Origin of the sequence: Planktothrix mougeotii LEGE 06226, from assembly GCF_015207485.1 — a bacterium.
GTDB lineage: Bacteria > Cyanobacteriota > Cyanobacteriia > Cyanobacteriales > Microcoleaceae > Planktothrix.
In genome coordinates this window covers 1-22,065 of the sequence record NZ_JADEWU010000088.1, presented here as the reverse complement: position 1 = coordinate 22,065, position 22,065 = coordinate 1, and the positions used below count along the sequence as shown (strand labels likewise).

Genomic DNA, 22,065 nt, shown 5'->3' with positions numbered 1-22,065 from the left:
CGATTTCAATTACTAATGCAACGGCACAAGAAGGTGAACTTCTAAACTTTACTGTTAGCTTGTCAGAACCAAGTGATGAAGTTGTCAAAGTCCTTTACACAACACAAGAGGATACAGCTACTCCAGGTGAGGACTATTTTGATTCAACTACAACAATAGAGTTCCAACCCGGAGAACAAGAAAAAACGATAACTATCGGAAGTTTAAGCGATACAAAGACAGAGGGTGATGAAAAGTTCTCTGTCATACTTTCTAATCCTCAAAATGCTCAACTTAGCAATGATAAAGGTATTGGCACTATCACTGACGTTGAGGTTGAAGAACCTTTGATCTCAATTGAGGATGCTTGGGTTAAAGTTGATCCTGGGGAAGACAAAACAGCGACTCTAAAATTTAAAGTTAAGTTATCTAAAAAAAGCGATCAGCCATTAGATAAGCCAGTAACAGTCAAATATTCTACGGCTGACGGTACTGCCGTATCCCAGAAACAGCTAGATGGGGAAAAGCAAGACTATCAACCTGTAACTGAAGGTACAGTGACTTTTGCTGGTAACGAAACTGAAAAAGAAATTGAAATTACTGTGCGTGGAGATACCCCTGTTGAGTACGCTGCTAACGCTCACCATGCTGCTTTCGAGATTTTTGCTAAAGATACAGCTTATAGAACCGAATGGACTCCAAAAGATGGGGGAGAGGTTAGCAAAGTTTTGCCTCAATATCCCGATTTAGGTTACAGTGTAGACGAGACATTTGCTGATAGTAGCACAGGGTTTTATGCTGTTGGGCTTACCTCAGATGAAGATTTCAAGGTTATTCTCTCCAATGCAGAAAACGGGCGCCTTAAAACAAGAGAAGCTACCGGAACAATTTATGACTTAGGTAAACCACCAGTCCTAACGATTCGAGGTACCAATAATGCCGAAGGTGTTCTCGATGACTTTGATCCTCGTGGTGTAGGTTTCGATCAGTTCTTATCAAAAAAAGATGCTTTGATAAAATGGCTTTCAAAAGTTAGCCAGCCAGTGCCAGAAGATAAAAAATTTACCTTTGAACCTAGCATCACAGGTCATAGTTTGGGTGGTGCTTTAACTCAGTGGGTAGCTAGTGAATACACACAAAAGGGAGAATTAGGAGAAATAGTCACTTTCAATTCTCCAGGTATTTCGACTTCATCAGCTAATTCTTTTAGAGCAAATCAAACTGGAACTGTTACTCACTATGTAAGCTCGGGAGATTTTGTCAGTATGGCTGGAGAAGCCTATTTGCCTGGTAATTATGTTTTGTCTGAATTTTCAGGTATTACTTTAAACGGTATAGATTTTTCAAGGTTGAACCCAGCTTACAAGCATCTCGCACCTGTAATTATCCAAAATAACTCTGCTTTCAATAATAGCAAACCTGACCCTATCAAGGAAAAAGATCGAGCTGGAGCAAGTAAACTGAGTAGTTTTTTCTTTAACTATTATCCCGATCCAGACTACTTTACATATCAAGTTGGCATTGCAAGTATTGGTGGGCTTTTGTCTATTCCTACCGAATCGCCTTGGGTTGCTGATTTAGCAGTAAACATAGCTAAAGCATTAACTTTTCGAGGAACAACAGAGTTGGCTCGAAAAGCAGCCGGAGTACCATTATCTTTCATATTTGATCGTATTGACCTACAGGCATTATCGGAAGTTTTAGTAGCAGCTAAAGAATTTCCTCAGACTGCTTGGGAAGCGATCAAATTTATAACCCGTGTGGGTATCAAATTTCTGGAAAAAAATGAGCTTTCAAATCCAGGTTTTACTGATATCCAAGGTTTAGATACTCAAACAACTAACCCTAATGCCTTAATAAATAGTTCCCTGCAAATCGCACAAAGCCGCCTACAGGAATTTGCAACTCGTCCTGATTTTAATACCCAAATGAATACTATTTTTGGGACGAACTGGGATGTGGAAACAGCCAATAGTTTGATTTCACAAATAGCAACTCCAGGCTCTAACGCGCTTGCCCCTATCCAAGTCGTCCCATCTTCTGAAATTGAAGGCGCAAATGGAGCTTTTGGAATTCAGGAAAATATGATTTATGTTTCCAGTCAATTTCTCAACCAAAACGCAAACAATCCCGAAGCAATTATTAGTCTTTTATTGGAAGAGATCGGACATTTTATCGACTCTCAAATTAACCCTGAAGATGCACCAGGAGATGAAGGAGAAATTTTTGCGAACTTAGTTCAAAATATTCAATTAACTCCAGAACAACTTCAAGCCTTACAAAACGAAGATGATCTCAGTGTCTCTATTCTACCGAGTCCAGCTTGGGAAGCCTTTGGCAAATGGTCTGGCGAAGCCTGGTTAACCACAACCCAATGGTCTGATAATGCTTGGGACATTATGACTCAGTGGTCAGAGGTGGGTTGGCAAACTACAACCCAATGGACACCTGAACAATGGAAAGCCACCCTTGAATGGACACCTGAACAATGGGATGCTACTACCCAATGGACACCTGAACAATGGAATCAAACTTTGATCGCTCCTCTTAGTCCAATCATCTCTAGTGGGGCAATATTAATTACAATACCAACACCCAATATCACCGATGATGGTACTGAAACAGGACTCCCACCTAATACCAATGGTGCTAATGGATTCTACCTCACAGACGGTGCGGATACAGCCGTTCCTACACTGGTAACAGGTCAACCCCTCTTTGCCTTATCCAATAAAGATAATGTCGTAGGAACAGAAACCCCAGATTACATCAACGGCAACCAAGGCGCAGATACTATTAATGGTATTGGTGGGGATGATACTTTATTTGGTGGTCAAGGTTCAGATCAGATTAATGCTGGTGCTAACAATGATTTAGTCTATGGCGACAATGAAAACGATATTGTTAACGGAGGAAAGGGTAACGACACCCTTTATGGTGGAAGCCGTCGGGATATTTTAAATGGCGGTACAGGTGACGATATTCTGGCTGGAGATGCTGGTCAAGATATTCTCACAGGTGAAGCCGGAAATGATACCTTTGTCTTAGCAGATGGAGAAGCCGCCGCGATTAGTTTACAAGTTGCCGATGTGATCACAGACTTCTCCGCAGGCGATAAAATTGGTCTAACTAATGGTTTAACCTTTGCTAACCTAATCTTTGAACCCATTAGCTTAAGCTTGAATAGTGCCGCTCCAATTACGGCTACTGCCTTGAAAGTAGGTGAAAATTATTTAGGAATTGTTGCTGGCATTATTCCTGATAATTTAACTGCCGATGTTTTTGTTAGTGTATAGACTTATATCCTATTTTCTAGCTTCATCTATTTCGATCGCCCGGCGATTACCCATGATTTCCTCAACCTTTGTTTCGGTTCCCAAAACTGGAATTAAATCAGATTTATCTAAATTTCTCGCCTCCATTAAATGTCGCAACATTGAGGCAGAATTTCCTGCGGGAATAGAATAATTTTCAGATTCAAATTTTTCAATCAACGTTATCAAAAGCTCCAGAAATATATCTTCCTCCAGCGTTCTCTCTGGGCTGTGTTCTAGTTCGCAAGCGAGAGCGATCGCTGCATCGTTTTCTGCGACCGTTGCGATCGGTTTTGGTTGATATCGAACAAGTAAATCTGTATAAGATTTTGCATCAAAAGTACGGATCATTTTTCTACTCATCCTTATCATACTCAGCGTGAGTCAAAACATATTTGATGTAGATCCTTTGAGAATCGTAAACCAAATCAACTATCAGCCGATATCGATTTCCCTTAATATTAAATATAAATACAGTAAAATTTCCGACGGCTTCAGCTTTTGGATAAGTCTGCTGAACATCAATTAGGTTCTGCCATTCAGCTTTACTTGACACTCTATACCAGTCATAAAGTGCATCACAGGAATCCCCATGGCTTTCACAGAAATCTCGCAGGATTTTTCGGCTGATAACACGCATTTCGCCATTTTTTTCTAAACTAAACCAGATTTTGTTCTGAACTTACGCATTTGTCATATTATAAACATTTGTAAGTGCGATCGCAATATCATAGCCATAACGACATAGATAGGTTAAATTATATCATATATATATTGACCTACTACGTTATCGGCGTTTATAATTTACTTAAAGGTTCTGGACTTGTTTAGATAATAGAACTTAGAGGTATAATTTATATTATCCGTAATTCTCAAAACCTATGACTCAAGCTTTACCCAAACTCGTAAACTTCGAGGAATTTGTGGAGTGGTTGCCAGAAAATTCGACGGTACGCTGCGAACTGCATAATAGAAATATTGTTGAGATGTCACAACCAGTAGGCGAACATGAGGAAGTTATCAGTTTTCTTAGTATCGAAATTTCCGTTCAAATCGCTCGTCTGGGATTACCCTACGGTATCCCCCACCAAGTCATAGTTAGACCTCCTGAAAAAGATTGTGGTTATTTCCCTGATATCTTGGTGCTTGATCGCGCAAATCTGGCGAACGAAACATTATGGCAAAAACAATCTACCCTCAGTTTAGCTGCATCGATCCCTTTGGTAATTGAGGTTGTATCAACCAATTGGCGAGATGATTACTATTTGAAATATGCCGATTATGAGGAGATGGGTATCCCAGAATATTGGATTATCGATTATGCTGCTTTGGGCGGACGCAATTTTATTGGAAATCCCAAACAACCGACAATTTCTATCTGTAACTTGGTTGACGGTGAATATCAAATTGTCAAGTTTCGAGAGAACGATCGCATTGTGTCACCAACTTTTCCAGATTTGAACCTTACAGCAAACCAGATTTTTCAAGGGGGTGTAGTTTAGTTTGTTCTAATACCACTTTTAAATTGAAGATTTCTGAATTCAAGTTTATAATAATAATGTTACTAATTATCACCTCCCAATATGAAATCAGAAAATATTAAAGTTAATCCTGATGGCTCGTTACTTTTACCTGAACCCCTTCGATCTCTGATCAAAGATATTCAAGAATTACAGGTGGCTTGGAATGATGAATTTATGATTATCAATTATTCTAGGGTTCAAAAACAGACATCAGAACTTAACTTAGAAGTAAAAATTGAACAGTTTTTTAATCAATTAGATAAGCTACTAGCCTTCAATGAAATTGAACCCATTAACGTCGATGATATTGAAACAGAAATAGCAGCTTATCGGATTGAAAAAAACTCTAAAAATAAATCCTAAGATGCGTGTAGTTCTTGACACTAATACAGTTATTTCTGGATTCCTATGGGGAAGTTATCCACGACAAATTCTTGACTTAGTTCGGAATCAGCAAATTGATATCTATACTTCTTCTGCCTTAATTGAGGAATTATTAGATGTTTTAAGCCGTCCTAAATTTGCTCAACGGCTTTTAGCCGTTATTCAAGAAACCCCTGAAGCCTTAGTAAATAACTATCGTAATTTAGTACAAATTGTGGAGATTCATACAGTTGAAAAGATTATTATTAATGATCCTGATGACGATCAGGTTTTAGCTTGTGCTGTTAGTTCTAGTGCGGATTATATTATTTCTGGCGATCAAGATTTATTAACCCTAAAACTTTATCAAAGTATCCCAATTATCACCGCCAGAGAATTTATGACAATTTGGCTGAATGTTTAATTAAAAACGATCACCTTTTTCAACAAAAAATTTTAGGGACGGGTTCTGTAATCAGATTCAATTCTCAGTAATAATATTGCTAAACTTGCCCTTGTTCTTAAAAGCGATCACCCTTCCGCTATTTTTGAAGGCGAGGATCGCTAGACGGAGGATGCCAGCCTGCTCTAACCCATAAACGACGAGCTTTGATAATCGCCCTTTCATTATGATATTGATCGTTAAGGTCTAATCGATCGCACGTCCCCCTGCCTGTTGGAGTAATACCAATTATTTCTAAACCATCCACAGACCAGATAAAATGATCGATCCATTGCTGTTGACGAGGGTTAAATAAAGTTACTTCCTGTTCAGTTTCTGGGTCAGTCCCAGTCATAAAGTTATAACGATTATTATTACAGCGATGGCAAGCTAAAGCTAAGTTTTCGAGTTCATCACCACCACCCATTGATCGAGGTAAAATATGATCGATTGTAAATAGAGTAGAGCTACTTTCTTCGGCAGAATGGCAATATTCACAAAGAAAACTCGCTCTACTTCTGACCAAATTTCGAGTAGCACGGTTTAGGGACATGAGGCTGCTATAACTTTAGCGTTAATTAAGGTAAAAATCCGATCTAGTTCTAGTAAACTTGCTAGTTCTACAACCTCTTCTGAAGTTAAAAGATTAGCCTTTTTTCCCTCAGCCAATTCTTCTAATCTAGCTTGCAGATTTTCCGTAAATTTGAATAAGTAAAGATTTCTGACTTTCTGAATCGAAATCTCACTATCAATCCAGTAGGAAGGTTGTACCATAAGTTCAGCAATCATAGTGCTTTAAATACTCAATTACTATAGGTAGAGTATTTATTATATCATAAACTTGTTTGATCAAATAAATTTTCTGCTAATTTTTATAAATTTATAGATGATCGTTGTGCCACTAACAATGATCATAAAGGTAATTTGCATTGCTGATTCTCCCCCTGTAGAAGAATTATTAGTTAAACTCTATAATGGCATTTTTCAACAAAAAATTGTAGAGACAGGTTCTGTAATAATATCCCATTTTAAGCCATATTAATAATAGAACCCGCCCATCTTAGAAACAATCGCTCCTATATAAACCGTTAACAGTTAACGGTTAACCTAAAAGATTCAACCATTCTTGAACGTCTAAGCCTAGGGTTTGACCTAATTGTAACAGGCGACGAATTTGATGGAGTTGCCATGTATGACCTTCGGATGCAATTTGCACCGCAACCCTGGTGTCTGAATTGTGATTTTCTGCCAAATCAACGTAGATTTCCTGATGATTTCGTTGTAAATAACCTAAACACAATGGAATAATATGGGTCTTCAGATATTGGAAATAAAATTCCTGGGCTTGATTTAAAGAAACGCCTAAATTCAAGTTATAATTGAGTTGAATTAACCGTTGCAAATTCTCTAAATCTTCGGCAATTGTCCCTAGATCCTGATCTTGTAACCGTCGCCAGAGAAACTGAATAATTAACCGTTCAAAACTCTCTTTAACCTCTGGATGTTTTAGATGACATCGTAATAATTGAGCTTCCTTGGCGATCGCTTCTAATTCTCCCAAATGATTAATACTTAATCGTCCTTCACTGCTTTCCGATTCTAAGGCGCGAACACTGGTTAAAAATCGATTCCCTAACGCTACTTCTGTTGCAACTTGTAACTCAGGAGGAACCGCTAATTCATCTCGATGGAATGCCATCATAATGCCATAATTATCTCGATAAACCTGAGTATACAATTGATCCAAACGAGTTAACGTCTCATGACACAATAACCCCATAATTCGCTGCCGTTCTTCAGCAAATAAATCCCGTAAACTAAAGGAATCATCACCAAAGCTCTGGACTAATCGTAGCATTAAATGAGCGGCACTCGCTTCCTGTAATGCCTCAAATAATCGCCGTTTTAATTCAAAATAAGCTCGTCGTCCGCTAAAAGGTTGAATACAGCAATGGAAATCCCAACCGCCTAAATGAAAAACAGCAAACACGAAATGGGTTTGTTCTCGTGTAATTTCCGATACTAATAAAACTTCACCGACTGCTAGGTTTAAAGACCCCATGCGCTGCATTTGATAATCTAATTGTTGAGCCTTATAACAATACAGTCGTTGTTCTCTTTGGTAAGTCGTAAACAATGAAGTAATGGCATAATGGGCAGCAACTTGTTTTAAACTAACCCGCGCCGTGGCGACTAATTGACGATAAACTTCATCCCCGGTTTTAAATAATTCAACGTTACTGGGTGCTAAAGCTAAATTAAAGATAAATTCTCTCTCTAATTCTACCCCTGCAACTTCTGCTGCTAATTCAATGGCACGACTGGCATAGCATAAAACTTGCACACCTTCGGGTCGAGATAATTCTTCAAAAAACCAGCCACAACTGGTAAACATTAACAGACAATGACGCTGCATTTCTAATAGTCGTAAAGCGTCTACCTGTTCTGAATAATTGAGATCATGGGTTTGATGTTGAGCAAAAAAAGCATTAACCGTTGCATCAGAACGATCCCGAATCACCTGGATATAATTATCTCTAGCTACCCAAGGATCATGGAAGAATTGGCGACCATATTGATCATAAATTTCAATTAAGCGATCGCGTAATCCATTTAATGTATCCCGCAGAGGACGACGCCATTGTTGATGCCATCCGCCTCCAGAAGCACAACCGCAGTCATCCTGCCATCGGTCTACCCCATGACTACAACTCCAGGCGGTCACGGGTTTGAGTTGCACTTCCCAAGTGGGGGGATGTAAGCTTAAATAATGGGCAAAATTCGTCACTGTCCAGCCATTCTGGGGAAATTCTGTTACAAAAGCATAAGCTAAACATTTTTCCGTCCCCCCCCGGTGATGGCCAAAGGTTTCACCATCGGTGGCCACAGAAATTAATTGTGTCGGACGATGATCTCCCCGGACAGCTTGGCTGATGCGTCCCGATAGGTGATGGGAACTATTTAAAACATCATTAAACCCCATATCACGGGAGATGGGGCCATCATAGAAGAAAATATCCAGATAACGAGATTCATCTTTGGCTCCGGTTTTGTCTTGCAGATAACAGCGATAGGGACGGGTGGTATCAATTTGACTTCCCCCCACTTCCTCCCATTCTGGGTCAGGACAATCCGATGTGGCAAAGGGCCGACAGCGTTGGGCTTGGGAGGGGGCTAAAATGGTAAAGCGGATGCCTTCATTGACTAATACTTCTAGGGTGGCATAGTCTATCGCTGTTTCTGCTAACCAGAGTCCTTCGGGATCACGGCCAAAACGAGAGCGAAAATCTGCTTTTGCCCACCGAATTTGGGTATATTTATCCCGTTCATTAGCTAAGGGCATAATAATATGGTTATAGACCTGAGCGATCGCATTTCCATGTCCATTTAAGCGTTGACAACTTTTGCGATCGGCTTCCAGAATTTTTTGATAAACCTCCATGTCATAGCGTTCTAACCAACTCATCAAGGTAGGGCCAATATTAAAGCTTAAATATTCATAATTATTGACAATTCCCACCACTTCGCTGCGATCATTGAGAATCCGAGCAAAGGCATTCGGACGATAACATTCATGATGAATGCGTTCATTCCAGTTATGATAGGGGGCGGCACTAGATTGACGTTCAACTACATTGAGATAGGGATTTTCACGGGGAGGTTGATAAAAATGTCCGTGAATGGTGACATAAACTCCCGTCGCCGTGGATGGGGAATCAAATTCAGGGGATTGAGTTAATTCTGACCCAGCAAAATTTAGGTCAGTATCAGCAATTCCAAAAGCCTGAAAATTAGATGTAGAAACCATGCAACTGTAATCCTATAAGATACAAACAATTCAAGAAGTCCCAAAAAAAGCTTTAACTTTTAGTAGATTCAAGAGGAATCAGCATTGATAATCCGCCTCAAAATTTGTTTTCCATTCTAATAAAGACAGGGCAATGCTATCAGAACAGAATCAACCGAAGTCTTCAGCTTTTTTAATCGGTTTAAGGGATGATCAAAGTCTTTTCATCGGTGTTAATTCCGTACAATTTGAAGAGATAGTTCTGAAATTTAAGGATAAAATTTTTGACTGCTGTGATTGTATGATAGTTAAAATTGTAAGGTCTGGCAAGTTAAGTTAAAAAAGTTAATATTTGTTTATATCGCTTTGCAGTACACCGGAGTATTGTTATTCTTTCTATGATGGATTGCGCTTAATTTTAAACCCTGCCTAGGAAATAGGTTTTTCAGGGATAAATTAAGAGTCAGATCACAGCAAAGAACAAATTATCCTGTAAATCTATGAATTGAACGGATGAAAAGTTGATCGCTATTGTTCAATCCTCCTAATGTTTGCAAATCCTGACTTTTCTCCTACATTAGGGTATAAATCCTATTAACAAGGGCTGGTGGTAATCTCAAAAACGGCTTACTCTAAATTCTCAACTGCCAAATTCCAGTCTTGTATTCCCCCATTGGTGATAAATTCCATGTTAAATACCAAAACCTTACTGTCAACACTCTTAATTTTTGTTCCGATTTCCATCGCGGCGCACTTTTTCGAGTGGGGATCAACAATTGTATTTATTACCTCAGCCTTAGCGATTATTCCCTTAGCGGGTTGGATGGGAACCGCGACCGAAGAGATCGCCGTTGTCCTTGGCCCTAATTTAGGGGGGTTGTTAAACGCGACCTTTGGTAATGCCACTGAATTAATTATTGGAATTGTAGCCCTCAATGCTGGATTAGTGGATGTGGTGAAATCCAGTTTAGTGGGATCAATTATGGGAAACCTGCTGTTAGTCATGGGGTTATCCATGTTTTTAGGGGGTTTACGCTTCAAAGAACAACAATTCCAGCCCGTAATTGCCCGTTTAAATGCCTCCGCCATGAATTTAGCCGTAATTGCCATTTTAGTGCCAACGGCCGTGGACGCGACCTCCATCGGCATTCAGGAACCCACGATGCAAACCCTCTCGGCGGCGGTTGCCATCGTTTTGATTACGGTTTATATCCTCACTCTGCTGTTTTCCATGAAAACCCACTCCTATTTATATGATGTGGGAGTGGCTGAAAACGATGCAGATGGACAAATCACCCCAGAAGAAGCCGGACATGAAGCGGAAAAGGTCAATTTAAAGCTGTGGATTGGTATTTTGCTGCTCGCGACGCTGACAGTCGCCTTCGAGTCGGAATTATTAGTCGGTACCTTGGAAGAAGCGACCTCTAATTTGGGACTCACCGCACTGTTTACCGGGGTGATTTTAGTTCCCATTATTGGAAACGCCGCCGAACACGCCACGGCCGTTACCGTTGCCATGAAAGATAAAATGGATTTATCCGTCTCCGTTGCCTTGGGGTCTAGTTTGCAAATTGCTTTATTTGTCGCCCCAGTCTTAGTGTTAGCTGGATGGATATTAGGCAAACCAATGGATTTGAATTTTAATCCCTTTGAATTAATCGCCGTTGCGGTCTCTGTATTAATTGCCAACTCCGTCAGTTCCGATGGTCGTTCGGATTGGCTAGAGGGGATTTTACTTTTGGCTGCTTATACCGTACTGGGGATTGCGTTTTACTTCCATCCGATTATTGAAGGAATTGGTTGATTTAACATTGAACCGTCACCTGTCCAAGGGATGGATCACTGAATACTTCGTTTCCCTGTTATAGTGGATATTAGTCTAAGGACATTCATACAGAAGACAGGAAACGGGATATAGAAGGAAAAAAGGGTAGAGGAGCAGGGGAGCGGGACGGATATCAGGACAAGGACATGATGAAGGGGGCAAGGGAATCGGGGGAAATTAATCCAACCCGAAACCCGAAACCTGAAACCCGAAACCTGAAACCCGAAACCCGAAACCTGAAACCTGAAACCCCATAACCTTCTGACTCCTGACTCCTGACTCCTGGCTCCTGACTCTGCAACCTAGATCTGGGTTCTCGCTTCTGTGAGTTATTGCCTTAATCCTAAGTGCCCAAATCCAACTGATTCAGCAAACGAGAATCGGCGCATTTGTTGTCAATGCGGTTCAGAGCTTTTGCTGGAGGGGCGATATCGTGTGATTAAACAACTTGGCGGTGGCGGTTTTGGCAAAACCTTTGAAATTGATGATCAAGGAAAATGTAAAGTTCTTAAGGTTTTGTTAAAAAACCATCCCAAAGCTGTCACTCTGTTTAAGCAAGAAGCCAAGGTTTTAAGCCATCTGAACCATCCGGGTATTCCTAAAGTTGATCCTGATGGATACTTCACCTATACTCCCAAAGGAACTGAAGAAACCCTCCATTGTTTGGTTATGGAAAAAATTGAGGGTTTAAATTTACAGGATTGGATGAAGGAACGGAAAAAGGAACCCATCAGCCAAGAACAGGCGATGGAATGGTTAAAACAACTGGCGGAAATTTTAGATCAAGTTCATAATTTGCAATACTTCCATCGGGATATTAAGCCTCAAAATATTATGAGGAAACCCAATGGACAGTTAGTTTTAATTGATTTTGGAACGGCGCGAGAAGTTTCAGGTACCTATTTAGCCAAGGTAGAACAGGGGCAAAATGTGACGGGTATTGTTTCCCCTGGATATACGCCCCCAGAACAAATGAATGGGAAAGCCGTCCCTCAATCTGATTTTTTTGCCCTAGGGCGAACGTTTATTTATTTATTAACCGGAAAACCCCCCACTGCTTATCCCGAAAATCCTCGAACTGGAAAGTTATTGTGGCGTAAAGGGGCTCCTAATATTTCCGATCAATTGGCGGCGCTGATTGATTATTTAATGGCGACTTTTCCGGGTAATCGTCCCCAAAATCCACAGATGATTTTGCAATGTTTGGCAGAGGTTGATCTGAATCAATCTGCCAATAATAAGAATAATACGTCTGAATCTAAAGATACTACTGGCTCTAAACGTCAACGCTCTAAACGGGAGCAGATCAATGCCGCCCAAAGTACAGGTTTTAATTTTTCCGCCCCTAAAATTACACTCCCTAAAATTCCAGTTAAATATTTATGGGTTTTAGGAACTTCTTTACTAATATTTGGGGGGATTTATACTCAAATTGATGGCTATGTTCGCTATGGATTCATTCCGGCTAATCCGATTTTAATTTTAAAAAGTTTACCCAGTAGTATTTTTTTAGAGGACTACAAACGAGCCGTTGGTCAGGTTTATGCGGCGGTGATTAGTCCTAATAATCAGACCTTAGCGGTGGGAAGTTTTGGAGCGATTAGAATTTGGGATTTAAAAACAGATGCTCCACCCCGTACAATTGCAGCCCATTCCAGTTGGGTGAAAGCCTTAGCCATTAGTCCCGACGGTAAAGTTTTAGCCAGTGGTAGTAATGATAAAACCATTCGTCTGTGGGATTTGAAGGACGGAAATCGAATCCGAACTATTGAAGGTCATACTGAAGCGGTTAATGCGATCGCCTTTAGTCCTAATGGTCAGATTTTAGCCAGTGGTAGCGACGATCAAACTATTCGCCTCTGGGGTTCAGAAACGGGATCTCGACAATTAACCATTGCGGGTCATGAAGGGGCTATTAATACCTTAGCTTTTAGTCCTGATGGTCAAACGTTAGTCAGTGGCGGAACAGACCGCTTGATTCGATTTTGGAATTTACAAACCGGGACTCGCAAACGCAGCATATCCGGTCATGAAGGAACTATTAACGCCCTAGTTTATAGTCCCGATGGCAAAACTTTAATTAGTGCTAGTGATGATGGCACAATTCGGTTATGGAATCCCAATACTGGGGAACAAAAAGCAGTCTGGAAAGCGAATAATAATCCTGTCAAATCTTTAGCAATTACCAAGGATGGTAAAACCCTTCTCAGTGGCGGTGATAATGTGGTGGTTTGGGATCTCAAAACTGGGAAAAAACTGGCAACATTATGGGGCCATGCTAAACCCATTAATGCTTTGGCTGTGAGTTCCAATGGTCAAATTGTAGTCAGTGGTAGTGAAGATAAAACGATTAAAATTTGGCAAATGCCTTTAAAATAAGGAGGATTCGGTTAATGTCTTTAATACCATTGACGGAAGCGATACAAACAAATGCACTTCAGCATATTCGTCTGATCGCAACGGATATCGATGGAACTCTTACAAAGCAGGGAAAATTGACAACGGATTTATTACAAGCTTTATCTCAATTAAAACAAGCTAAAATCCCCGTAATTTTAATTACAGGACGTTCTGCGGGATGGGTTCAAGCACTTAAACATTATCTTCCAGTGAGCGGTGCGATCGCCGAAAATGGCGGATTATTTTATCCTTTTGAGTCCGATCAGCCTCAATTTTTAAGTAACTTCAATTCCCTCTCCCAACATCGTCAAAACTTAGCCCAAGCGTTTCAAATTCTCCAAGTCCAATGTCCCCATCTACACGCTTCCGCCGATAATCCCTTTCGGTTTACAGACTGGACTTTTGATATTCAAACTATTAGTTTATCGGAAATTCAACTGTTAACAGAACTTTGTGAAGAATTAGGATGGGGATTTACCTATAGCACCGTTCAAGGTCATATTAAACCCAAAACTCAAGATAAAGCAACGGGATTATTAAAAGTAATTCAACAGTATTGGTCAGAATTAACCCCTGAACAAATTCTCACCGTTGGCGATAGTCCCAATGATCAAACTTTATTTAATTCTGAGTTATTTCCTGAATCCGTTGGAGTTGCTAATCTTTTAGACTATACTGATCAATTAACCCATAAACCCCGTTATATAACCGCAGGTTCAGAAGTGGAAGGGTTTTGTGAAATTGTTAATATTTTTCATCCTTTCTTAGTGCCTTAGTGTCTTTGTGGTTCCTTCAAAAATCTACAACTAATTTTATGATCAGTTGTGCTATTATCGGCTCAACAATACTTTCTTCCCCCCTTCCCTGCGATGCGTTACTGTGTGACCGTAGGATGTTCTCACCCAGAAAATCCCAACTCAGCCGAATATTGTCAAGGTTGTGGTCAATTCTTATTACTTCAAAACCGTTATCTCGCTATCAAACCTTTAAGCCGAGGCGGTTTTGGCAGAACATTTTTGGCAATTGATCAACAAATTCCTTCCCATCCCTATTGTGTCATTAAACAATTTCTATTTCAATATGAAAACCCCAAGGATTATGAAACCGCCGCGAAATTATTTCGTCAAGAAGCAGTGCGTTTAGATGAATTGGGAAAACACCCTCAAATCCCTCAACTCTTAGCTCATTTTGAACAAAATCAACAATTGTTTATTGTACAAGAATATATTGAGGGAAAAACTTTATTTGATGAATTAAAAGAAAGCGGATTATTTCAAGAAAAAAAAATCTGGCAAGTTTTAAAACAAATTCTTCCTGTTTTACAATTTATTCATGAACACAATATTATTCATCGAGATATTAAACCTGCTAATTTGATGCGGCGGTGTTCTCTCTCTCCTTCTTCTGAAAAATCCTTCGATCCTGATGAAGATTTAACCCAAAGTCCTCCAACTCTGAAAATGGGAGAACAAGAACAGGCTCAAATTAGTATAAAACTAAAACAGCAGATTTCAAATATTATATATGAGAATAATTTTCAAAATAAAGTTAACCCAAATATAGAAACAGGTGATATTGTTTTAATTGATTTTGGCGTAGCAAAAGTGTTAACGGGAACTGCTTTACTCCAGAGTGGAACGATTATTGGAACGCCAGAATTTATGGCTCCTGAACAAACTAGAGGAAATGTTTATCCCGCGAGTGATTTGTATAGTTTAGGAGTCACTTGTTTATATTTAATCACAGGAATTTCCCCAGGAAATTTATATGATGAGCATGAGGAAAAATGGAATTGGCGCAATTATTTAACACCTAAACAAATCATTAGCGATCGCTTAGAAACCGTATTAAATCGATTAACTTCTCCCGCTCTTAGTCAGCGTTATAAATCGGCCGAAGAAGCCTTAAAAGCAATTGAATCTTTTGAAAGTTCTGTAAATCTTGCAGTTAAACCTGTTATTCCTCTTAAAAAGACATCTCAAAAGTTTCCCCAAACTCCTCCTAAAACTCCTAATTTATTAGATAGAATTAAACAAAATTTAGGCTATCAGGAATTAAATGATCCTTTAAAATCCGCCGTTGGTGTTGATTATACTAAACTACAAACTCTCTTAGCTCAAAAACGTTGGAAACAAGCAGATCAAGAAACTTGGGGTGTTCTGTGTGAAGCGCTCAAAAAATCAAGAAGAGCGTACATACACGCCAAGGATTTAGAAAATTTACCCTGTGAAGATTTAAAAACAATTAATCATCTTTGGGTAAAATATAGTAATGGACGGTTTGGGTTTAGTGTCCAAAATCAAATTTATCAACAAACTGAAAGAGATTATGGAGAATTTTGTCAGCAAGTGGGATGGTTAACTTATAATCCCCATGATCCTGATTATGGTATTGAATATAAAACCTCTGCTCCTATCGGACATTTACCCACCCGCAATTGGATTATTGTTACCGGAAAATGGTGGCAACATTTAGAAATATTAGCAGAAAAAATAGAAAGTTGTAATATTAGATAAAAACCCGGTTTCTCAAAAACCCGGTTTCTCAAAAACCCGGTTTCTTCAAGAAACCGGGTTTTTGTGGTATAATTTATTGAGGAGAAATGGGTTGTATAAAGCGTTGATTTGCTCGAACAAAACAGTGAGAAGGTGCGCCTGTTTCATCCGTTTTTTCAACATAAATCCAAGGTTGTTGTTTCGTATCGTAAACCACACCAAATCCTGCTGGGCCTAAATTAATTTCAAAATCCTGTCCGGGTTTTAATTGTCCAACTACAGGCCAATTTTCAATATTTAATTGGGTTTTATCACTGGGATTTTCTAATTTTTCATAAGTGGTATTTCCTAACATCCGACAATCAATTCCTTCAGCCTTGGGGTTTGTCGCTTCCCAGGAAGAATGAGGCGATCGCTGATAATCTCCATTCGCCTGCGGTTGGGGTAATTGTACTGGATTTTTCTCGGTTTCCCCAGAATTTAAGGGAACTTCTGGTAATTCCCAATAATAATCTACAGTCTGCTCCGCTTGAGGAGTTGAGGAATTAGAGGAGGTTTGACAGGCGATCGCACTCACTCCCATTCCCGTTACAACTAACCCCAAACCCAAGGATAAAATCGTCGTTCTCAAATTATTTTTAGCGGTCATACAGGTATACACAACTCAACAGGTTCTCCAGTTAGACTAAAGGGTCTTACCTGGGTTATTTTCACTTTCACCTGTTGACCTTTTAATTCCGCTAAATTTCCAGAGAAAAACGTTAAACGATTTCCCCGTGTTCGTCCCATGACTTGAGAGGGATCTTTAGAATTTGTTCCCTCAACTAACACTTCTTCAATTCTGTTAAAATAACGTTGCGAACGTTCAGCCGCCTTAACAGAAACTAAGCGATTTAATCGTTGTAAACGATCGGCTTTCACCTCCTCACTCAGTTGATTTTCCCACAACGCCGCTGGAGTCCCAGGACGAGGAGAATAAGCAGCCGTGTTTAACAAATCAAAGCCAATATCATCCACTAATTTTAGTGTATTTTCAAATTGTTCCTCGGTTTCCCCTGGAAATCCTACAATCGCATCTGCACTAATAGAAGCATCCGGCATATAGTCCCGAATCGTATTAATAATTCGGCGATATTTTTCATGGGTATAACCCCGCGCCATTGCCTTTAAAACTTGATTATCTCCCGACTGAAACGGGATGTGAAAATGTTCACAAACTTTCGGTAATTCCGCACACGCTCGAATCAATCTTTCGGTAAAATAACGGGGGTGACTGGTGGCAAAGCGAATCCGTTCAATACCGGGTACATCATGAATAAAATATAATAAATCCGTGAAGTTATAGAGATGGCGACCTTCAGGAGTTGAACCGGGTAAATCACGACCGTAGGCATCAATATTTTGCCCTAATAATGTTATTTCTTTATAACCCAAACGAGCTAATTCTTCAATTTCAGCACGAATAGCTTCTGGGGTGCGAGATTGTTCAATGCCGCGCACATTAGGAACTACACAATAGGTGCAACGTTCATTACAACCATAAATCACATTAACCCACGCCGTCACATCACTATCTCGACGAGGTTTTGTAATATCTTCGATGATTTCTATAGCTTCTGTCGCAACAATTTGATTACCATCAAACACTTGTTCTAATAAGTCTTGTAAACGGTTGGCGTGTTGTGGCCCCATGACTAAATCGATTTCAGGAACCCGACGCAGCAAGGTTTCCCCTTCCTGTTGAGCAACACATCCGGCGACAATAATCGTTAAATCCGGTTCTTCTTGCTTGCGTTTGGCTTGTCTTCCTAAATAGGAATAAACCTTTTGTTCGGCATTATCTCGAATGGTACAAGTATTATAAAGAATCACATTAGCATCGTTGGGATCTTCGGTAAAATCAAATCCCATTTCTTCTAAAACACCCGCCATGCGTTCCGAGTCGGCTTTATTCATCTGACAGCCGAAAGTTGTAATATGGTAACGTCGAGAATTTGTAGTCATCGAATTTCAGAAGTATCCTATTTCTGTAGAAAGGTTCATTCAATCTTTCTCCATCGTTTATTATAATTCATTTTGTCTGTTTTTGTGATCTTTACGGTTCAGAACGATGAAACCCAAACACATTGTATATACTTTAGCCCTTGTTTCAATTATCGGCTCGTTTTTGTTAACAACTCAAAATCCAGCGTTAGAATTATCGTTTTTAATGGGATTTTTATTAGCAATTTTAACCAAAGGAATTAGAAAACGGCGTTCTGTGTCTAAAGATATTTAAAAATTATTCTTGAAAAAAATAGATTTTAGAGTTAAACTATAATTAGGATAAATATATGGAATCTGAATCTAAAACAAAGGAGTAAAAAATGGTTGATATTGACTATCTTACCAATAAAGATGGAGAGGCGATCGCTGTAGTCATTCCGATTGATATTTGGCGAAAACTTTTACCAACTGATGACGTTTCCTTTGAAGATCTTGCTGAAGCAGTAGAAGATTATTGTATGAATCAAGCCATGAATGAAGCGGTTCATACGCCATTGCTAAATCGAACTGAAGCTTTAGCATATTTGGAGGAAGAATGAGTTGAAAGTTCAGTACCGTCAAGCCTTTCTAAAAGATCTCAAACAACTGAAAAGTTCAACATCATACCAACGCATCTATGAGTTAGTATTTACGACTTTAGAAACCATCAATACTTTAGAGGAAATTCCTAACCTTAAAGCGATGGGAGGTTACACAGGTCGCTATCGTATCCGTATCGGTGATTACCGGGTCGGGATAGAAGTTAATCAAAACGTTATCGATGTCATGCGAGTTCTACATCGTCGGGAATTCTATCGTTACTTTCCGTAAGTATTTTCAATCTAAATTTGTTTATAAAAAAACAATCTCGATACAAGAGAGTTAAATCTCTCCCATCTCTAAACCCAAAGCTTCAGCAATTTGTTCATTTGTTAAACCCATTTCTCTTAACCGAGGAATCGCGTTTCGTCGAGATTGTTCTGCACGTTCAGCCCGTTCTTTTCCAGTGGGAATTATTACCCCTTTATCATCACACCACCGTAACCAAAGTTCCTGTTTTTCTTCATAAATTCCTGACCAAATCGTTAATCCTAAACCAATTTGTTCTAACCAAAAAATTGATTGATTTTCTATTTCTGTTGGTGCTAACGTTTGATAGTTTCCCTCCCGTAAAACATAAACTCGTAATAAAATATCGCCTAATTGTTGTAACGGGTCAAACACTGCATAATAAGTTACCCGCATTCGAGCATAATTAATTAATTTACTACCGAGTTCATTTCCTTCTTGATTAGAAACAATTTCAATCACCACATCGGGCGGTTTACCAAACTCCCAAATAAAATAAGTCCGATTTCGTTTTTCTCGAAAATCTGGCGGAACTTCAACATCTAAAGATAAAAAGACATCCGGTACAATAGGAGGATGACGAATTGCATAAAAAATCCCTACATTTGCATCGGCTAAAAAGGTTGAATTTTCCCCTATTCTTTGCCAAGAACTATATAAACATTCTACTAATAAACGTTGTAACTTTGCAGATAGAAAATTATCCACAGGAGTATCATCCTCGGTAATAATTTCAGTGACATCAACAGTTGGTGGTTGAATCGGTGTGACAGACATAATAATTCTTGCTATCTGTTTATAGACTATTATAGCAATCCTTCCCAATATTGTAGGGGTTGGGTCTCCCAACCCTCTTTGCACCTGGGTTGGGAGGGACGCCACCCCTACGGTTAAATCGGTTTATTTTGCAGGTTCAAAACCAAAAACTTTGGCATAAAAATTAAATTCACCATCAATGGCGCGTTTAATATTTTCGGCTTTTCTGAAGCCATGTTGCTCTCCTTCAAACAAAACGTATTCTACGGTGACACCTTTTGCTTTTAATGCGGCTACCATCATCTCGGCTTGGTTAGGAGGAACAATTTTATCCTCTGACCCTTGAAAAAATATCACCGGACAGGATAATTTTTCAACAGAATAAATCGGAGAACGCTGTTGATAAATAGCTTTTTCTTCAGGATAAGCCCCAATTAATTTATCCAAATAACGGGATTCAAATTTATGGGTATCCTTGACTAAAGCTTCTAAATCACTGACTCCATAATAACTCGCTCCCGCCTTAAATACATCCTTAAATGTTAAAGCACATAAAGTGGTATAACCGCCCGCACTTCCCCCCGCAATTGCCATCCGGTTTCCATCGACTAAACCCTGTTCTGCAAGATATTTTGCCCCATTACAACAATCATCAACATCGACAATTCCCCAAGTTTTATTTAACCGTTGACGGTACTCTCGTCCGTAACCTGTACTTCCCCCATAATTAACATCTAAAACCGCAAATCCCCGACTTGTCCAATATTGATTTTTTAAGCTTAAACTACTAGACGTTGCTGCCGTTGGCCCCCCATGACTTTTTACCACTAAAGGGGGTTTTTCAGCTTCTGAAGCTTGATAATCTTTGTTTTGAGGAGGATAGAAAAGTCCATAGGCGGTTTTCCCATTTTCTGTGGGGAATTCTATCGGTTGAGGTACGGATAAATAGCCTTTATCAAGTACAATTTGACTAGAACGTCTTAATACTTCTAATTCTCCTGTCTCTAAATTAAGTTTGACAATGGCGCTGCTTTCTGTTGGAGAACTGCCAATAAATAAGACTTGGTTTCCTGAAACGTTTAAGGAATCAATAGCCGTATAGGGAGTATCAATATCCTGCAATTGCAGAGTTTTAGTATCCAAACTTGCTAGATAGGAATTACCATTTTTACTATAGGTACAAATAATCTTTTCTGCGGAACTAAACCTATATGTTGACATTCCAAATACCCACAGGGGTAAACCAAATTCTGCCGCCATTGGATGTAAGGATTCTACTTCTCCCGTATAGCGATATAAGTTCCACCAATTCGAGCGATCGCTAACAAAATATAATACCCCATCCGGCGACCATTGCGGTTGAAAAATAGATTCTTCTAAACCCCCCGCAATCAATTGTTTTTCTCCTAACAACCCCTCGGAATTAACATCAGCAACCCATAATTCTGTACCATCCCAAGGCATATTCGGATGATTCCATGAAATCCAAGATAATTTGTTACCATCGGGACTTAAACGGGGAAAGGCATAAAAATCATTTCCCTCGACTAAAACCCGAATATCGTCACTATTATTCAGATTAATACTAACAATGGTATTAACAGGTTCTCCTCCTTGAGTATGATCTTCTCGAACACAAATTAATCGTTGATTTTGAGAATCAATTACCCCATCTGCATAACGATAGTCTCCTTCTGGAGTAATAGGGTTGGGAGTAATTTGATAGGGGGTATTTTCTCCTTGAATTTTCTGTTGATAAAAACGTTGATCCACGAAATTTGAAAAATAAACATTTCCTTGATAAACTGTATAAGAACCCCCACCATATTCATGAACACGAGTTCTAGCATTCAAGGATTGAGGGGTGACATCATTTAATTGATGATCAGGGGTTAAACGAACAATAACACTGCGTCCCGCTTCTGATGGACGACCTTCTATCCAATAAATATTATCCCCATCCCACGTTAACCCACCCAGTCCAACAGTTCCTTCTACCATTAAATCTGCGGTAATGGGAGATTTCCAAGACCCATAAGGTGCAGTTTTCTTACTCATATTTTTCTCATCTCATTTTTGACAATATCAAAAATTTTAACACTTGTAGTGAGTCCTTTAGGACTCTGAATTTGAGCCTTGAAAGGCTCACTACTGTAGTGAGTCCTTTAGGACTCTAATTCTGAGCCTTGAAAGGCTCACTACTGTAGTGAGTCCTTTAGGACTCTGAATTTGAGCCTTGAAAGGCTCACTACTGTAGTGAGTCCTTTAGGACTCTGAATTTGAGCCTTGAAAGGCTCACTACTGTAG

Annotated in this window: 20 protein-coding genes; 11 read left to right on the top strand and 9 right to left on the bottom strand. The window is 39.4% G+C overall.

Annotation, left to right across the window (positions count from 1 at the left end):
• Positions 1-2 precede the first annotated feature (2 nt).
• Entirely contained in the window at positions 3-3,275 is a 3,273-nt protein-coding gene (locus IQ236_RS23895) for a Calx-beta domain-containing protein (protein WP_322744332.1), read from the top strand.
• 9 nt (positions 3,276-3,284) lie between these two features.
• On the opposite strand, the gene IQ236_RS23890 is transcribed toward IQ236_RS23895, so the two are convergent.
• The gene (locus IQ236_RS23890; RefSeq protein ID WP_228041827.1) at positions 3,285-3,644 is read right to left on the bottom strand and encodes a helix-turn-helix domain-containing protein; all 360 of its coding nucleotides are present in this window, start codon (positions 3,642-3,644) and stop codon (positions 3,285-3,287) included.
• Positions 3,645-3,648: 4 nt separating this feature from the next.
• Positions 3,649-3,933, bottom strand: coding sequence for a type II toxin-antitoxin system HigB family toxin (locus IQ236_RS23885; RefSeq protein ID WP_193871599.1), 285 nt, complete (start codon positions 3,931-3,933; stop codon positions 3,649-3,651).
• A gap of 241 nt (positions 3,934-4,174) precedes the next feature.
• Here IQ236_RS23885 and IQ236_RS23880 point away from each other — a divergent pair, with 241 nt between their 5' ends.
• The 3 genes from IQ236_RS23880 (at position 4,175) to IQ236_RS23870 (ending at position 5,603) form a co-directional block, all read left to right on the top strand.
• Positions 4,175-4,795: a Uma2 family endonuclease gene (locus IQ236_RS23880; protein WP_193871598.1), complete on the top strand. Its 621-nt coding sequence runs from the start codon at positions 4,175-4,177 to the stop codon at positions 4,793-4,795.
• 81 nt (positions 4,796-4,876) lie between these two features.
• A complete protein-coding gene (locus IQ236_RS23875) occupies positions 4,877-5,179 on the top strand; it encodes a hypothetical protein (RefSeq protein WP_193871597.1) in 303 nt (100 codons plus the stop codon).
• 1 nt (position 5,180) lies between these two features.
• Positions 5,181-5,603, top strand: coding sequence for a putative toxin-antitoxin system toxin component, PIN family (locus tag IQ236_RS23870; protein ID WP_193871596.1), 423 nt, complete (start codon positions 5,181-5,183; stop codon positions 5,601-5,603).
• A gap of 118 nt (positions 5,604-5,721) precedes the next feature.
• Here the strand turns inward: IQ236_RS23870 and IQ236_RS23865 are convergent, their stop codons facing one another.
• The 3 genes from IQ236_RS23865 to IQ236_RS23855 all read right to left on the bottom strand — a co-directional run bounded on the left by IQ236_RS23865 (position 5,722) and on the right by IQ236_RS23855 (position 9,429).
• The gene (locus tag IQ236_RS23865; protein WP_193871595.1) at positions 5,722-6,174 is read right to left on the bottom strand and encodes an HNH endonuclease; all 453 of its coding nucleotides are present in this window, start codon (positions 6,172-6,174) and stop codon (positions 5,722-5,724) included.
• Positions 6,165-6,410 carry a hypothetical protein gene (locus IQ236_RS23860; RefSeq protein WP_193871594.1) on the bottom strand — a complete coding sequence of 82 codons (246 nt, stop codon included), beginning with the start codon at positions 6,408-6,410 and terminating at the stop codon, positions 6,165-6,167. Before IQ236_RS23860 ends, IQ236_RS23865 begins: the two co-directional genes overlap by 10 nt.
• Positions 6,411-6,723: 313 nt before the next feature.
• The gene (locus IQ236_RS23855; RefSeq protein WP_193871593.1) at positions 6,724-9,429 is read right to left on the bottom strand and encodes a DUF3536 domain-containing protein; all 2,706 of its coding nucleotides are present in this window, start codon (positions 9,427-9,429) and stop codon (positions 6,724-6,726) included.
• 667 nt (positions 9,430-10,096) lie between these two features.
• Between IQ236_RS23855 and cax the strand changes: the two genes are divergently transcribed.
• The 4 genes from cax to IQ236_RS23835 all read left to right on the top strand — a co-directional run bounded on the left by cax (position 10,097) and on the right by IQ236_RS23835 (position 16,149).
• On the top strand, positions 10,097-11,212 hold the full coding sequence (cax, locus tag IQ236_RS23850) for a calcium/proton exchanger (protein WP_193871592.1): 1,116 nt from the start codon (positions 10,097-10,099) through the stop codon (positions 11,210-11,212).
• A 345-nt stretch (positions 11,213-11,557) separates the two neighbouring features.
• Positions 11,558-13,612 (top strand): protein kinase domain-containing protein, encoded by a 2,055-nt coding sequence (locus IQ236_RS23845; RefSeq protein ID WP_193871591.1) that lies wholly within the window; start codon positions 11,558-11,560, stop codon positions 13,610-13,612.
• 14 nt (positions 13,613-13,626) lie between these two features.
• A complete protein-coding gene (locus IQ236_RS23840) occupies positions 13,627-14,409 on the top strand; it encodes an HAD hydrolase family protein (RefSeq protein WP_193871590.1) in 783 nt (260 codons plus the stop codon).
• Between the two features lie 93 nt (positions 14,410-14,502).
• Positions 14,503-16,149, top strand: coding sequence for a serine/threonine-protein kinase (locus IQ236_RS23835; protein WP_193871589.1), 1,647 nt, complete (start codon positions 14,503-14,505; stop codon positions 16,147-16,149).
• 73 nt (positions 16,150-16,222) lie between these two features.
• Here IQ236_RS23835 and IQ236_RS23830 read toward each other — a convergent pair whose 3' ends face one another.
• A complete protein-coding gene (locus tag IQ236_RS23830; protein ID WP_193871588.1) occupies positions 16,223-16,777 on the bottom strand; it encodes a hypothetical protein in 555 nt (184 codons plus the stop codon).
• Positions 16,774-18,132: a tRNA (N6-isopentenyl adenosine(37)-C2)-methylthiotransferase MiaB gene (gene miaB / locus IQ236_RS23825; protein WP_193871587.1), complete on the bottom strand. Its 1,359-nt coding sequence runs from the start codon at positions 18,130-18,132 to the stop codon at positions 16,774-16,776. Before miaB ends, IQ236_RS23830 begins: the two co-directional genes overlap by 4 nt.
• 106 nt (positions 18,133-18,238) lie before the next feature.
• Between miaB and IQ236_RS23820 the strand changes: the two genes are divergently transcribed.
• From IQ236_RS23820 to IQ236_RS23810, 3 genes are all read left to right on the top strand, one after another.
• Complete coding sequence (locus tag IQ236_RS23820) at positions 18,239-18,406, top strand: hypothetical protein (RefSeq protein ID WP_190521988.1); 168 nt, start codon at positions 18,239-18,241, stop codon at positions 18,404-18,406.
• An 88-nt stretch (positions 18,407-18,494) separates the two neighbouring features.
• Positions 18,495-18,713 (top strand): hypothetical protein, encoded by a 219-nt coding sequence (locus IQ236_RS23815; protein WP_193871586.1) that lies wholly within the window; start codon positions 18,495-18,497, stop codon positions 18,711-18,713.
• 1 nt (position 18,714) lies between these two features.
• Positions 18,715-18,984 carry a type II toxin-antitoxin system RelE family toxin gene (locus IQ236_RS23810; protein WP_193871585.1) on the top strand — a complete coding sequence of 90 codons (270 nt, stop codon included), beginning with the start codon at positions 18,715-18,717 and terminating at the stop codon, positions 18,982-18,984.
• Between the two features lie 51 nt (positions 18,985-19,035).
• Here the strand turns inward: IQ236_RS23810 and IQ236_RS23805 are convergent, their stop codons facing one another.
• A complete protein-coding gene (locus IQ236_RS23805) occupies positions 19,036-19,779 on the bottom strand; it encodes a Uma2 family endonuclease (protein ID WP_193871584.1) in 744 nt (247 codons plus the stop codon).
• Positions 19,780-19,902: 123 nt separating this feature from the next.
• Positions 19,903-21,816 (bottom strand): S9 family peptidase, encoded by a 1,914-nt coding sequence (locus tag IQ236_RS23800; RefSeq protein ID WP_193871583.1) that lies wholly within the window; start codon positions 21,814-21,816, stop codon positions 19,903-19,905.
• Positions 21,817-22,065 lie beyond the last annotated feature (249 nt).